The 13,447-nt window shown below is 66.0% G+C and carries 14 protein-coding genes; 6 read left to right on the forward strand and 8 right to left on the reverse strand.

Annotated elements, in window-relative coordinates:
- Positions 1-4 precede the first annotated feature (4 nt).
- The 4 genes from ACPTTF_RS09580 to ACPTTF_RS09595 all read left to right on the forward strand — a co-directional run bounded on the left by ACPTTF_RS09580 (position 5) and on the right by ACPTTF_RS09595 (position 3,848).
- Complete coding sequence (locus ACPTTF_RS09580) at positions 5-922, forward strand: alpha/beta hydrolase (RefSeq protein ID WP_423371035.1); 918 nt, start codon at positions 5-7, stop codon at positions 920-922.
- A complete protein-coding gene (locus tag ACPTTF_RS09585; protein WP_423371036.1) occupies positions 919-1,983 on the forward strand; it encodes a FecCD family ABC transporter permease in 1,065 nt (354 codons plus the stop codon). The genes ACPTTF_RS09580 and ACPTTF_RS09585 overlap by 4 nt, the downstream gene beginning before the upstream one ends.
- Positions 1,976-2,785 carry an ABC transporter ATP-binding protein gene (locus ACPTTF_RS09590; RefSeq protein ID WP_423371037.1) on the forward strand — a complete coding sequence of 270 codons (810 nt, stop codon included), beginning with the start codon at positions 1,976-1,978 and terminating at the stop codon, positions 2,783-2,785. The genes ACPTTF_RS09585 and ACPTTF_RS09590 overlap by 8 nt, the downstream gene beginning before the upstream one ends.
- A 487-nt stretch (positions 2,786-3,272) precedes the next feature.
- Positions 3,273-3,848, forward strand: a complete 576-nt coding sequence (locus ACPTTF_RS09595; protein ID WP_423371038.1) for a polysaccharide deacetylase family protein — start codon at positions 3,273-3,275, stop codon at positions 3,846-3,848.
- An 18-nt stretch (positions 3,849-3,866) separates the two neighbouring features.
- Here the strand turns inward: ACPTTF_RS09595 and ACPTTF_RS09600 are convergent, their stop codons facing one another.
- Positions 3,867-4,835 (reverse strand): phosphotransferase, encoded by a 969-nt coding sequence (locus ACPTTF_RS09600; protein ID WP_423371039.1) that lies wholly within the window; start codon positions 4,833-4,835, stop codon positions 3,867-3,869.
- A gap of 25 nt (positions 4,836-4,860) precedes the next feature.
- Here ACPTTF_RS09600 and ACPTTF_RS09605 point away from each other — a divergent pair, with 25 nt between their 5' ends.
- Complete coding sequence (locus ACPTTF_RS09605) at positions 4,861-5,550, forward strand: cephalosporin hydroxylase family protein (protein ID WP_423371040.1); 690 nt, start codon at positions 4,861-4,863, stop codon at positions 5,548-5,550.
- On the opposite strand, the gene ACPTTF_RS09610 is transcribed toward ACPTTF_RS09605, so the two are convergent.
- The 7 genes from ACPTTF_RS09610 to ACPTTF_RS09640 all read right to left on the reverse strand — a co-directional run bounded on the left by ACPTTF_RS09610 (position 5,507) and on the right by ACPTTF_RS09640 (position 11,861).
- Positions 5,507-6,712, reverse strand: coding sequence for a glycosyltransferase (locus tag ACPTTF_RS09610; RefSeq protein ID WP_423371041.1), 1,206 nt, complete (start codon positions 6,710-6,712; stop codon positions 5,507-5,509). The genes ACPTTF_RS09605 and ACPTTF_RS09610 overlap by 44 nt on opposite strands.
- A 7-nt stretch (positions 6,713-6,719) precedes the next feature.
- The gene (locus ACPTTF_RS09615) at positions 6,720-7,781 is read right to left on the reverse strand and encodes an asparagine synthase-related protein (protein ID WP_423371042.1); all 1,062 of its coding nucleotides are present in this window, start codon (positions 7,779-7,781) and stop codon (positions 6,720-6,722) included.
- Positions 7,778-8,713, reverse strand: a complete 936-nt coding sequence (locus tag ACPTTF_RS09620) for a 4Fe-4S cluster-binding domain-containing protein (RefSeq protein ID WP_423371043.1) — start codon at positions 8,711-8,713, stop codon at positions 7,778-7,780. The genes ACPTTF_RS09615 and ACPTTF_RS09620 overlap by 4 nt, the downstream gene beginning before the upstream one ends.
- Positions 8,658-9,650, reverse strand: a complete 993-nt coding sequence (locus ACPTTF_RS09625) for a phosphotransferase enzyme family protein (RefSeq protein WP_423371044.1) — start codon at positions 9,648-9,650, stop codon at positions 8,658-8,660. The genes ACPTTF_RS09620 and ACPTTF_RS09625 overlap by 56 nt, the downstream gene beginning before the upstream one ends.
- Positions 9,651-10,400: an FkbM family methyltransferase gene (locus tag ACPTTF_RS09630; protein WP_423371045.1), complete on the reverse strand. Its 750-nt coding sequence runs from the start codon at positions 10,398-10,400 to the stop codon at positions 9,651-9,653.
- A 256-nt stretch (positions 10,401-10,656) separates the two neighbouring features.
- Positions 10,657-11,175, reverse strand: a complete 519-nt coding sequence (locus ACPTTF_RS09635; RefSeq protein ID WP_423371046.1) for a hypothetical protein — start codon at positions 11,173-11,175, stop codon at positions 10,657-10,659.
- A 416-nt stretch (positions 11,176-11,591) separates the two neighbouring features.
- Positions 11,592-11,861, reverse strand: coding sequence for a type II toxin-antitoxin system HicB family antitoxin (locus ACPTTF_RS09640; protein ID WP_423371047.1), 270 nt, complete (start codon positions 11,859-11,861; stop codon positions 11,592-11,594).
- A 1,062-nt stretch (positions 11,862-12,923) separates the two neighbouring features.
- Between ACPTTF_RS09640 and ACPTTF_RS09645 the strand changes: the two genes are divergently transcribed.
- Positions 12,924-13,259: a phage tail tape measure C-terminal domain-containing protein gene (locus tag ACPTTF_RS09645; RefSeq protein ID WP_423371869.1), complete on the forward strand. Its 336-nt coding sequence runs from the start codon at positions 12,924-12,926 to the stop codon at positions 13,257-13,259.
- Positions 13,260-13,447: the final 188 nt, after the last annotated feature.

The raw sequence follows: 13,447 nt of genomic DNA on the forward strand, positions 1-13,447 counted from the left end.
TTCCATGCGCCGCTCCCTGCTCGTCGCCGGATTGACCGGCCCGCTCGGCGCGCTCGCGCCCGCGCGCGCCGCCGAAGCGCCCACATGGCCCGGCCTCGACGCCGCGTCGCCCGTCGTCGTGCCGCATAGCCGCCAGTTCGACGTGACGATCGCCGGCCGCACGCGGCGCCTGTTCGTTGCATTGCCGACCGAGCGCTCCGGCACGACACCCCACCCGGTGCTCACCGTGCTCGACGGCAATGCGCTGTTCCCGCTCGCCACGCAACTCGTCCGCAATCGCCGCGCCCGCCCGGACGGTGCGCGCGACGCCGAGGCCGTCGTGATCGGCATCGGCTATCCGGTCGACGGGCCCTACGACATGGCCGCGCGCGCGGACGACTACACGCTTGCGCCGTTGCCCGACGGTCGCGGCGTCGCCGCCGACCGCTTTCTCGACTTCATCGAACACGACGTGCAGCCGTGGCTCGCCCGCCAGTTGCCGGTCGATCCCGCACGGCAGACGCTGTTCGGCCACTCGTACGGCGGCCTGCTGACGCTGTACGCGCTGCTCACGCGCGCACACCTGTTTCGGCGCTACGTGGCAGCGAGCCCGTCGATCTGGTGGGGCGAGCGCGCGCTGCTGCCCTATGCCGACCGGTTTGCCGCGCAAGCCGCCCCGCTCGCGCCGCCGCTGCGCGTCCTCGTGACCGCCGGCAGTCTCGAGGAAGGCGCACCGACGCCCGACGCCGAGCGGATGCGCCGTCAGCAGGCGCGCAAGCAGGTCAGCTCCGCCCGCGACTTCGTCGCACGCGTGGGCGGCCGCCCGGGGCTCGCCGCCGCGTTCCACCTGATCGACGGCGAGGACCACGGCGGCGTCGTGGCGCCGAGCCTCGCGCTCGCGTCGCGCATGGTGTTCGAGCCCGTGTCCGGAGCGGCCGCATGAGCACGACGACACCCGTTACGCCCCCGTCCCTGCGGGTCCGCTACCGTGCGGTCACCGTGCGGCGGGTCGGTGCGCTGGCCGCGCTCGCCTGCGTGCTCGTCACGCTGCTCGTCATCGACATCTCGACCGGCCCGTCGCCGTTCCCGGTCGCCGACCTGGTCGGCGGCCTGTTCCGGCCCGACGGCCTGCCGCTCGAACAGCGCGTGATTCTGTGGGACGTGCGCCTGCCTTACGCACTGATGGCCGTGCTGGTCGGTGCATCGCTCGGGTTCGCCGGTGCCGAAATGCAGACCGTGCTGAACAATCCGCTCGCGAGCCCGTTCACGCTCGGCATGTCGGCCGCCGCGAGCGTCGGCGCGTCGCTCGTCGTGATTTCCGGCTGGCATCTGGTGCTGTGGAACGAGAACATCGCGCTGTCGCTCGGTGCGTTCGCGTGCGCGAGCGGCGCCACGCTGCTGATCGTCTGGCTCGCCTGGCGGCACGGCGCGACGACCGAAACCGTCGTGCTGTTCGGCATCGGCCTGATGTTCAGCTTCGAGGCGCTGCTGTGGCTGCTGCAGTTCATCGCCGACGCGAATGCGCTGCAGCAGATCGTGTTCTGGAGCATGGGCAGCCTCGCGCGCGCGACGTGGGGCAAGATCGCGCTGCTGACCTGCGTATTCGCCGCCTGCACGCTGTGGGCACGGTTCGACGTCGCGTCGCTGACGGCGCTGCGCGCCGGCGACGAGCAGGCGCGCAGCATGGGCATCGCGGTCGAGCGGCTGCGGCTCGTCGCGCTCGCGCGCATCAGCCTGTTGTCCGCAACGGCACTGTCGTTCGTCGGCACGATCGGCTTCGTCGGCCTCGTCGGGCCGCACGTCGCGCGGCTGCTGGTCGGCGACGAGCATCGCTACTACCTGCCGGGCGCGGCGCTCGCCGGCGCGATCATGCTGGCCGGCGCATCCGTGCTCAGCAAGACGCTGATTCCCGGCGTAACGCTGCCGATCGGCATCATCACCGCGCTGGTCGGCGTGCCGATGTTCATGCTGCTCGTCAGCCGCCGCAGGAGGCTCGATGGCTGATCCGACGCTGTATCTCGACGCGCTGCGGGTCCGCTACGGCACCCGGGCCGTATTCGACGGGCTGTCGCTCACACCGGTCGAGCCGGGCACGATGGTCGGGCTGCTCGGGCCGAACGGCGTCGGCAAGTCGACGCTGCTGCGAGCGCTGGCCCGGCTCGCGACCGCGACCGGCCGCGCGGGTTTCGGCGGCTTCGACCTGCTGCGCGGGCCGCGCCGCGAACACATGCGGCAGGTCGGCTATCTGCCGCAGACCTTGCCGCAGCCGTCGTCGCTGCTCGTGTACGAAGCCGTGCGCAGCGCGTTGCGCGCCACCTGCGGCGGCCTGTCCGACGCGGCGCGCGACCAGCGGTTGCAACAGGTATTCACGCGGCTGCGACTGCACATGCTGGCGATGTCGCCGCTCGATCGCCTGTCGGGCGGCCAGCGGCAGATGGTCGGGCTCGCGCAGGTGCTCGTGCGCGACACGCCGCTGCTGCTGCTCGACGAGCCGACCAGCGCGCTCGACCTGCGGTGGCAATTGCTCGCGCTGGAGGCTGTCAGCAACGCGGCCCGCCAGCGTGGCGCGATCGTGCTGGTCGCGATGCACGACCTGAATCTCGCGTCGCGTTTCTGCGACCGGCTCGTGTTGCTGGGCAGCGACGGACTCGTCGCGGCCGGCGCGCCGGCCGACGTGCTGACGCCGTCGAATCTGCGGCACGCGTACCGCGTCGATGCGCGGGTCGAGCGCACGACATCGGGCGATTATGTCGCGCTGGCCGAGCGCGCGATTCCGGACGAGCCCGCGCTCGCGCACGACGCTTGAGCGACGCGACGCTCGAACGCAGGCGGTTTCGCGCGGCCGTCGCCGTGTCGCGCACGGCACGACCGCGTTCGTGTTTCGGCGCCTTTGTTCGCCTGTCGTCGTTTCCGCGCGCAGGCGCACCCTATGCTGCACGGATTTCCTCGGCTTTTGACGGTGCTCGCAATACGGACGGAATGGACGCCAGGCAGCGGCTCGATCTCGAACTCGAGCGAATCCGACGTCGATTCAATTCAAACCTGACGACGCAGGCCCGGCAAGGCGGTCGGGCGACGTTTGCCGATCCGCGCTTCGACGCGCCGAACCGCACGCCGATCGCACGACAGGCCATCGAACGGCACGGGCGTGCCGCACCGGCACGCTCGCCCGTGCGCCCCGCTCGCGGAGACGGGCGCACGCGCCAGCGCCATACCGACGGTCGTGCCCAGGCAGCCCGTCGTCGGATTGCGCTATCGTTCGGGTTCCACTCACACGGCGCATCACACACGCGATGTCAGTTCGCCTCAGTTTCGACGACGGCCCGGGCCCCTCGACGCCGGCCTTGCTCGACGTCCTGCGCGCCGCCTCGTGCAAAGCGACCTTCTTCCTGCTCGGCAAGAACCTGACGGGCGCGCTCGACGTCGCGGAGAGAATGGCCCGTGAAGGCCATCGGCTCGGCAATCACACCCGTACGCACGCGAAGCCCGGCACGCTATCGGACGACGCGCTGATCGACGAGATCGAGACGACCGACGCGCTGATCCGCGATTCCTATCGCCAGGCCGGCGTTCCCGCACCGGATGCGATCCCGCTGCGCCTGCCTTATGGACTGATGCCGCAGGACCCTCGCGCCGGCGTGCTTGCGCGGCTGCAGCGCGAACATACCGGCTGGACCGCGATACTGGACGACTGGCAGCGGCCGGCGCCGTCGCCGCAGGCGCTGTGCGACGCGATGTGTGCCCATGTCGACGCCAGCACCGCACGGCAGCGCGACGTGCTGTTCTGCATGCACGACGGCTCGCGGCACGGCGAGGCGCGGCCCAACACGGTCGAAGCGGTGCGCCTGTTCCTGAACCGGCGGCGCTGACGCCGCAGCCGGCTCGCGTCAGGGCGCCGCACCATCCAGCAACTGCCACCAGCCGCCGAGAAAGCCGATGCCGGGCCCCGGCGCCCACAGGCCGCGCTGCGCGGCTTCGAGATGAATCAGCGTCTGGTCCGCGCAGAACAGCACCATCAGCGCGTCGCGGCGATCCTGCATCCAGTCCGGCGCGGCATCGGGCCGCGTCGCCGCATAGGCCCGCAGGCCGGCGTCCCAGCGTCGCGCGTCGAATACGAAGTGATCGTCCCGGCCCGCATCGCGCGACAGCGCAAACAGCGCAAAGGCCGCTTCGAGCCACTGCGCGCCCTGCCCGACATCGTCGAAATCGAGCACGCCGTTCACGGCGCCTCCCACGTACAGCAGGTTGCCCGCGTGATAGTCGCCGTGCAGCCAGTGCACCGTCCCCGTCAGCCAGCGTGCGGCAGTGTCGAGATGCGCACCGATACGATGGATCACCGTCTCGTAGTCGCCGCTCAAGTCGCCCGGCAACGACGGCACGGCACGCGCCGCCACGCGCGCGTGCCGTGCCGACAGCCACGCCAGCGGCGCCGATTCGGTCGCGGGTATCGCCGCCAGCGCTGCATGCAGATGCGCGAGCGCACGCATCGCATCGATCGCGCCCGCCTCCGCATCGTCCGGCAGGCCGGGGCTGCCGTCGATATGCTCGAACAGATGCAGCCAGCTTCCATCGGGCAGTTGCACACCGGATCGTGCATCCACGGTCGGCCGCAGGCGCGGCAGCACCGGCAGCTTCTGCGCCGTACGCGGATGGCCGAGATCGCCGAGACGGCCGAGTATCGCCGCCTCGCGATCCACCTGCTCGACCGGCTTGCCGGGCCACGACACGCGCAGCACCGCGCGCGCCGCATCGCACTCGACGAGATACGTTTTGTTAGTATGGCCCGACGCCAGCGCCTGCATGCTCGCAGGCCCGATGTTCCAGTACCGGTGAAGCCACGGTTCCAGCGTTTTCACGTCACTCCTACTCGTTGCATTGACCATGTCAGAGCGTCCTTCGGCCCGCATGCGGGACATCAATATCGAATGGCTGACGCGCGCCGCCGAATTCGACCATCTGTTCCAGACGCGCTGGCTCGGCGAGCGCTTCTTCCACTTGCCTGGCGACATGCTCGCGCTCCAGGAACTGATCTGGCGCGAGCGTCCCGACTGCATCGTGCAGACCGGCATCGCGGCGGGCGGCGGGGTCGTGTTCACCGCGTCGATGCTGGAATTGGCGGGCGACAGCGGCCGCGTCGTCGCGATCGAGCCGCGCCTGCGCGACGAGGTCAGGCAGCGCCTGCAATCGCACCGGCTCGCCCACCGCATGACGCTGATCGAAGGCGAATCGTGCGCGGCCGACACCCTTGCCTCGGTGCGCGCACATCTGCGTGACGGTGCGCGCGTGATGGCGATCCTCGACCTCACGCATACCCACGCGCACGTGCTGCGCGAACTCGAATGCTATGCGCCGCTCGTGACGCCCGGCAGCTACGCGATCGTGATGGATACCATCATGGAGTACCTGCCCGCGTCGATGTTCGACGGCAAGCCGTACGGCAAAGGCAACAACCCGGCCACCGCCGTGCGTGAATATCTCGACCGCGACGGCCGGTTCGAGGTCGACTCCGACATCGAAGACCGCGTACTCATGACGCTGTCGCCAGGCGGTTTCCTGAAGCGAGTGCGCTGATCAGGCGCGCCGCCTCCTCCGAGCCGTCGCGCGCGTAGCTCGCGCGAATCCGCGCCGCCTGCTCGCGCAACGAACCGGGACGCAACAGGCATTCGAGCGCATCGGCAATGTCCGCCACGCCGGCCTGCTGCAGATCCAGCACGCGCGCCGCGCCGGCCCGCTCGACGAAGTGCGCCGAATGGAACTGGTCGTTGCAGAACGGCGACAGCAACATCGGCACGCCGCATGCAAGCGACTCCATCACCGAATTCGCGCCACCATGACTGACGAACGCGTGCGTGCGTCGCAGCAGCGCCAGTTGCGGCACGTAGCGCACCGCGACGACGCGCGCGTCGTCGGCCGGCAGCAGATCCGAATCGACCAGTTCGCCCACCGACAACACCAGTTGCGCGGATGTCGCGCTTGTTGCCTCGATGACTTTCGCGAACACATCGGGATGGTAGTAAAGCTGGCTGCCGAGCGACATGTAGACGAGCGGACGATCGGCATCGAGGCGCTCCCACGGGAACGGCGTCTCGTCGCCTCGCGGGCCGGACGGCAGCGCGGGGCCGACCAGTTCGACACCGGGCGGCGGCGCGCCGACCAGCGCGTCGGTGGTGAACGCGAGCGTCAGATGCGGCGACAGGATGTCGCAACCGCGAAAGCGCGCATCGAGCCCGTAGCGCGCGAACAATCGTGTGCGTTCCGGCTCAAGCCACCGCACCGTGCGCAGCAATTCGGAGTCGAGATCGTCCGGCAGCACCGGATTCAGCGAATTCGACATCGCCACCCACGGCAGCCCTTCGAGCTCGGCGGCAATCGCTGCCGCATAGAGCAGCGGATCGATCACGACCACGTCGGGCTGCCAGTCGCGCAGCACCGCGCGGATGCCGTCCACCTGCGCGGGCGCGAGATCGATCAGCAGCGTGCGGATCCAGTGCCGCAGCCAGTCCGCGTCGCGAATGTTCGCGGCGAAGCTCGCGCCGCGCGACAGGTCGTGGCGCTCGGGTGTCTCGCGCGGCCCGACGAACGCGAAGCCGCCGGCGCCGTCGAGCTGGGCGCTGATATCGGCCGGCGCATAGAACGCGACGTCGCAACCGGCGGCGCGCAAATGCTGGGCCGGGCCGATGCACGGATTGACGTGCCCTTTCTCGGGCACCACGCAGAACAGGATGCGTTTCATGAGCGGTTCAGGTGGGGCGATGCGCGGCATCGAGGTGGTCGAAATGATCGAGGATCAGCGACAGCGTCGTCCACAGCACGCGCTCGTTGTCCGTCTGCAGCGTGGGCGCGGCCAGACCGAGCGTATCGGCCAGCGCGCGCGTACGATCGCGATCGAGCAGCGCCGCGAGGTCCATCGCCGGCGCGAGCCGCCCGCGCTTGGGGCCGCGCACGAGGCGGTCCGGCAGGTTCAGGCGCGCACCGAGATCGCGCAGGCATTGCTTGTCCGGATCGGGCGCGATGCTCGTCAGGTGCGCGACGACGGCATCGTCGACGAACGGCGGATGCAGGTCGACCGACGCCGCATCGAACAACGCATGGCACAGCGGCAGATAGTTGGCCGACTGGTCGCGGCGCAGCACCTGGTCCGCGCCGTCGCCGGTGATGGCCACCTCGACGCCGTCCGCGGCCATCGCCTCGGCCAGCAGCAGCTTCGCCACCGGATGCAGGTTGAACATCGGCTCTTCGACCGCATGGGTCGTTCTCGGCAGCGCCGCGACGAAGTCCGCCTCGTTCACGCGCACGAGCTTCACGTTCGCCTGCATCTGTCCGGCCAGTTCGAGTGCGGCATCGCGTTCGCAATAATCCGGCATGTCGGTCACGAGAATGTAGGACGTCACGTGCCGTTGCGCGCCGAGTTCACGCAGCAACGCGAGCAGCAACGCCGAATCGAGCCCGCCGCTCAACGCCAGCGCAACGCGCTTGCCGCTGTCGAGCGCGCGTTGCAGCGACGCGCGCAGCACGGTTTCCAGATCGGCGTGCCGCGGCTGCCCAGGTGCCGGCTGGACGGTCAGCCCGTGTGGCGAACGGATCAGCGCATGGCCGGGCGGCACCGCGCGCACGTCGCGCAGCACGGTGCGGCCGACCAGACGTTCGCCGTTCAGGTAGCCCACGATGGCCGCCGCGTCCGGCTCGCCGGCCGGTTGCCCCGACGCGCGCAGGACGGCCCGGATGCCGGACGCCGCCGTGCCGCTGCGTGGATGGTAGTGAAGCCGGTCGAAGCCGAACAGGTCGCGCGTGCCGACAATCATGGATAACGAGCCTTCAATGAGTCCACTTCAATGCGTTTGAGGATGCGATGCGGCGCCACCGGCGCGCTGCCGCCCTGGCAATGCAGGCATGCTTCGAGCGGCGCCTCGCGTTGCAGATAGGCGAGCATCGCGTCGAGCATGTCCGCGTCGTCGCGCAGCGGCAGGCCGTCGGATTGAAAATCCTTCTCGCCCTTGTAGAGCGTATGGAAATGCGCCGGACGCGTGCACGTGTAGAACATGCCGTCGCGAATCATATGGCAGCGCTCGCGAATCCAGCAATCGTGATAAAGGCGCTGCGCGGCGTCGCGGTCGGTGCCGGGCAGCGCGCGGTTCATCGTCGTGAACACGTCCTGCACCTTCCAGTTCAGGCGCACGTCGAAGCGCGCGGCCTGGTGCTCGATGTGCGCGACCAGGTCGGGTGAAAGCGCCGGCTTCGGATAGCGCGAGATCGTCAGCGCATCCACCGCCTGCCAGAACGCGTCCGTCATCTCGCCGAGCTTCAGGCCGTTCGTCGTGACGGAGATCACGGGCGCGATGCCCGTGGCGCGCACGCGCCGGACGAGTTCGACGAGCGCCGGATGCAGCAGCGGTTCGCCGCCGACCAGCTTGAACATGCGCGGGCGCAGCACCTTCGCCGCACGGCGCAGATCGGCCTCGAGCGATTCGGGGCTCGCGTACCACTCGGGCAGCAGCGGCGACAGCGAGCAGCATTCCGCGCACGTCAGGTTGCAGTGATCGACGATATGCGCTTCCAGCGAGCGCGTCAGGACGCGCCCATCTTCGACACGGTAATCGCGGTCCAGCGGCGGCGGAAATACGTGCTGCCGCTCGCCCGGCGGCGTCGGATTCGAGATCCGTTTCAGATTCGCATTCACTTCAGCGTCCTGCTTCCAGGCAACGGGAAAAGAAATCGACCAGACGGTCACGCGCATCCACCATCGCGGATGCCATCGTCACCGCGCCGTTCAGATGCGACGCGAAACGCGACGGCTCGTCGAGCCAGCCTTGCACGATCCAGAGCTTCAGCGCGTGCTGCAGACACGCGGCATCGACCGCCCAGGCAATGCGCGCAGGATCGACCGGCCGGGTCCGCCGATATGCCCGCACGAACGCTTCCGCCAGGTGCGGCGCCTCCAGCGGCAGATGGTTCAGGCAACGCACCAGTTCGTATTCGCGCGGCGCGCCGATCGCCGCTTCCCAGTCGAGGATGAGCGGCGGCAGCGTGCCCGTGAACAGATAGTTGAACTGGTTGTAGTCGTTGTGGATCGGGTGTTGCGGATCGTCGGCGGGAAACGCGTCGATGCTGCCCGGATAGTAGCGGTCGAGCATGCGCAGCGCGAGATCGACGTAGCGGCGCAGGTTCCCGGCGCCGTCGTTCGAGCGCGCGCGATCCAGTGCGTCCAGCAGGCTGCGGCGCACCCCATCCGCGTCGATCGCGGCCAGTCGTGCGCGGATCGTGTCGAGCTGCGGCACATGAAGCCGCTCGAGGCTCAGATGCAACGCCGCCAGACTCGCGCCCAGCGCATCCCATTCGGCCGGCGAAAACGTGTCGTAGGTTCTGAACTGCCCGGTTTCCCAGCGCGTCAGCATCGCGTGGGCGTTGGACCCCGTCCACAGCGGCGCGCCGGCTGCCGTGCGTTTCAGCGCCTGCACATGGAAACGTGTATCGCCGTGCGTCTCGAAGTGCGCGAGCATCGCGGCTTCCTTTGCCGCACGTGCCTGATGCGCGAGCGCGTAGAGCTTGACCGCGACGCCGCCATCATCGGTCGGCAGGTGCCACACGCGTTCGCCGACCTGGCGCGGCGGCCCGCTACGGCCAAGCGCGTAGGCGTTCAGGATCTCGTCGAAGGTCGCGGAGAGCGGGTCCATTCAGATGTGCTCGGCCGGCCCGTATCGATACGGATGGCCGCTCAGGAACGTGTTGTGCCCGACGTAGCGTACCTTGTACATCGCCGGGCGGAACAGCACCGATGGATCGTTGTTCGCGATGCCGAGCAGCGGATACAGGTCTTGCCGCACGAAGAATGCGTTGTTGCCCATGTCGTCGCAGCAGGCGAGTTCATAGCCCTTCTGCCTGCCGAGATGGACGAGCGATTCGAGGCTCGCGCCGTAATAGGTCGAGCCGTCCCATTCGTGGTCCGGGTTGAAGCACATGACCCAGCGCTCGGGTGGCGTGTAGTACGGGTTGTATTCGATCACGACGATGCGTGGCTTGAACGCTTGCAGGCCACGCCAGACCCAGTAGTCGTTACCGTCGATGTCGATCGACAGCAGGTCGAAGTCGGTTGGCGCCTTCGCCTCGGCAAGCAGGCGATCGACCGTGTCGGGCTGGACGCGATCGTGATGCAGGCGGACGCGCTCTGCGCCCGCGTAGTGGGCGGCGAGCTTGCCGAACCGGTACGCGCTGCCTTCCACCAGCACGCCGGCCCAATCCTGTTCGCGCAACAGCCGGGCGGTGTTGCTGTTGCGCAGGCCGTCGCTCGCGCCGATATCGACGCAAAACCGGTTGACCGGCGCGACCCGCTCCATCAGGCGCGACAGGATGCCCTCCTCGGTGCCCTGCGCGTACAGGCTTTGCGCGAGGCCGGACAGGTCGAGCGGGCGAGGATGGTCCGGCATCGGGGGACGGCTCCGGGTCGAAATGGGGAATGATGATTGGCGTTCGGTGGGTAATTTACCCGAAGTCGATTCGCGGGAGGAAACTGGAATGCACGACGCTGCCGGACTTCGCTGCAAGCGGACATGAAAAAGCCCGCATCGACAACGCTGTCGATGCGGGCCTGATGTACTTCCGGCGGTTCGCTCCGGGGGTCCGGCTGGGGGTACTGCCTACCGGCCTAGCCGGGACACATGACCGGACGACGCCTCAGCACACTTACTCCTGCCCCTGGCTCGTCAGGAATTCCTCGTAGTTATCCGTAATCGCTGGCGCAACCTCCACGACAATAGGCTCACCCGTCCGATGATCTTGCCGCGCGGTCCCCTTCACGTCGTAGCCGCCCAATCCTCGCAGATTTGCATAGACCGTCTTACGGTCCCTGCTCCTCCGATGGAATACCTCAATGATGAACCGCTTACCAAGCATTTCGGCTATGTGAGTAGCACCGCCACCGCACGCAGCGTCCATCGCATTGAAAAGCTGACGGAAGCTTGATCCAGACGATAGGTCTAACGTCTCCTGCGCGGTAATCCGAACAGGAATCGCGTGCCCTTCCCGCACGGTAGGTTCGTGATTCGGGCCGCTCAGTTCAAAGACCAGATCGACCCTTTCGCGGTCGCGCTTCTTGCCTTTGTATTCTCCCTCATGCGTGCCAAGCTCAAAGTAACCGACGAAGCGCGCATGCGCGAACCCGGTCGCCGGGGGGACGTACCCAAGGTGGCGAGGATCGCGCATGTTAGGGAGTCGTCCATCCTTAACAGACCGCCTGACCCTCTTTGGAATATCACCGCCCATGACTAACCCACCCGACCTTCGTCAAACCATCACTGGCCCATGATGAGTGGCAAGCCGGTCCCGATTACCGTCGTTACCGCACTAAGGCCAACCGATACAGCCGTCCACAGAGCCGCACGTCGATTTAGCTCGGCACTCTCGCTGCTTGCTTCGAGGATTCCGGCAATCCAACCCGAATGGGAGGCGGAGGGAACCCCTGGTTCGACCCCACCAAATTTTTCCCAAGTCGGCTTTACGTAGAGTTTGCTGGAGAGGTACCAGAGACGCGCGGCGTAGACGCCTGTGAACGCAGGAAGCAACGTAAGCCAACCGACAATTGCAAGCATCTTCATAACCGGTACCTTGCTGATTGAGGGTTAGGCCCGCCGAGGAAGCTCAACCTCGATCGTCGCCCAGACCGCTCCGGCATAGTCCGGGTCCGAAGCCAATTGATCCATGGTCGAACAGTTGAAGTGCGCTCCCTCTCCAAGCGCGAGCAAAGTCTCAACATGACTGGTGATAGCAATCCTGGTGTTCTCGATAGCCTCGTCCATGGTCTCGCCCCAGGAGTGAACGCCCTGGATATCCGGAACAGTCACGCCGTAGACGGTCCCGTCGTCCTTATGGATTGCGATAGGAAACTCCACTGCCACCTCCAGAAGTATTGGGCCGCCGCAACGTTATGAATATAGTCGTGACAAAGCCGCCACCTATTTCTAGGTGGGCGGCCGGGACTCATCACGCACAGGCGCGATTTGCCAAGAGCCTAGCGCCTCGTTCGGTCGACAATATCTGTTGACCGGTAATCCGAAAGTGCTAGACTGCGTTTATCCTACAAACACATATGTAGGATACAAAAACCTCTACGGATGACCGTGCATCAACGCCATCAACGCGTAGGTTGCCGCGAGAACCCAGTAAAGGGTTGCAGGATCAGGTTTCATTTGATTGCCTGTTTGCGTGTAGGGCGGGCTACTTCGGTTTCCAGGCCACAGGTAGCTCGCCCTCTTGTTTTACAAGGCCGGATGACCTTGCAGACACAATCCTAACGCACCTTTTCTCCGCGTCCAACACAGTCTTTTTGCAGTGAGTGATACCAGTACTGTGCAACAAGTTGGCTGGTTAAAAACTCCTTAGCAACTTGTCAGCGCCGTGTTATCACTACTTTTCACGCATATTCATTCTTATACACAAATATACATCCCGGAATACCGATTCCGGACGAATCTCTCGGCGAAAAGTCAATAAATTAATTTTCTTCGGCGTGGCTTTCCAGCAACGGCCTGGGTGAACCCGTAGTAATCCGCTTCAAGTTCCCGAACCAGTCGAGCCCCGCGCCTCGATGATTCGCTGCGTGGCCCACGCGGGGCTGTGCGTCTCAAGTGTGCATGCCGGGACATCCCGCCCGACAAGAAGTAACTAGACCTCGCGCGATTCGGAGGCTATCGTGACGCTCGCGTTTAGGAGTCTCCGGAGCGCGATCACCTCCAGGACCATGCGGCCCTATAATTGGTGGCAGCCCTGCTATCCACAATCGGCCGTGAAGAGACACTCGCTCGACGATGATATTTGGTTGAAACTCAATGTGGCTGAATCAGCTGTCCTACAACCATATTGCAGCCTTCTGCGAGACGATAGAATAGCCCATGCCGAACAGATGAGCGTTTTTACAAAATCGCTTCGTGATCCGAGTCGCGCCTTGTCAATGCGTGTTCCGTCGTGCGTTCGATTCGGTAAGTAGCGCTCTCGATACGTTCATCACGACAGGCAAGGCTAGCTTTAGCTCGTTCGCTACGTCTGTTCTCGCGGACCTCGCAAAGATCGCATTACCGTGTTGTTATTTGAACCTGCTATGTAAACCTCCTTGGTTAATAAACGCCGTACACCAGTGTTCCTGGCATCGGTGTACGGTAATCGGCAGGCGAGCCGGAATAGAACCAACTGATTCCATTCGCTGCGACCTGGACAATGGGAACTGGAGCATTACCGCTCACGTGCCGATACAACCAATCTGGTGTAAACGCCCAAAACGGTGTTCCTCCTGAGAGGTCAGCCGCAACGGAACCGGATTCACCTGCAATCCACTGCACATCCTTCGTTCCTGGTGGATGAATTCGGACGACGCCGCTAACCCGCCCTGCGCGCGTAGTCGCATCCAGAGCAATGCGCCCATGCTCGTCCCAGACTTGGAGACCAACAGTCAATGTTGCGCCACGCTTTCGCTTACAAGGCG

The sequence above is a fragment of the Burkholderia crassaminum genome (genome assembly GCF_964265005.1).
In the GTDB taxonomy this organism is placed as follows: domain Bacteria; phylum Pseudomonadota; class Gammaproteobacteria; order Burkholderiales; family Burkholderiaceae; genus Burkholderia.

Coding starts and splice junctions, on each gene's coding strand:
- ACPTTF_RS09605 (WP_423371040.1), top strand. CDS start 4,861: ATGTCAGAGCGTCCTTCGGCCCGCATGCGGGACATCAATATCGAATGG.
- ACPTTF_RS09610 (WP_423371041.1), bottom strand. CDS start 6,712: ATGAAACGCATCCTGTTCTGCGTGGTGCCCGAGAAAGGGCACGTCAAT.
- ACPTTF_RS09620 (WP_423371043.1), bottom strand. CDS start 8,713: ATGCGCGTGACCGTCTGGTCGATTTCTTTTCCCGTTGCCTGGAAGCAG.
- ACPTTF_RS09595 (WP_423371038.1), top strand. CDS start 3,273: ATGTCAGTTCGCCTCAGTTTCGACGACGGCCCGGGCCCCTCGACGCCG.
- ACPTTF_RS09630 (WP_423371045.1), bottom strand. CDS start 10,400: ATGCCGGACCATCCTCGCCCGCTCGACCTGTCCGGCCTCGCGCAAAGC.
- ACPTTF_RS09635 (WP_423371046.1), bottom strand. CDS start 11,175: ATGCGCGATCCTCGCCACCTTGGGTACGTCCCCCCGGCGACCGGGTTC.
- ACPTTF_RS09580 (WP_423371035.1), top strand. CDS start 5: ATGCGCCGCTCCCTGCTCGTCGCCGGATTGACCGGCCCGCTCGGCGCG.
- ACPTTF_RS09625 (WP_423371044.1), bottom strand. CDS start 9,650: ATGGACCCGCTCTCCGCGACCTTCGACGAGATCCTGAACGCCTACGCG.
- ACPTTF_RS09585 (WP_423371036.1), top strand. CDS start 919: ATGAGCACGACGACACCCGTTACGCCCCCGTCCCTGCGGGTCCGCTAC.
- ACPTTF_RS09590 (WP_423371037.1), top strand. CDS start 1,976: ATGGCTGATCCGACGCTGTATCTCGACGCGCTGCGGGTCCGCTACGGC.
- ACPTTF_RS09615 (WP_423371042.1), bottom strand. CDS start 7,781: ATGATTGTCGGCACGCGCGACCTGTTCGGCTTCGACCGGCTTCACTAC.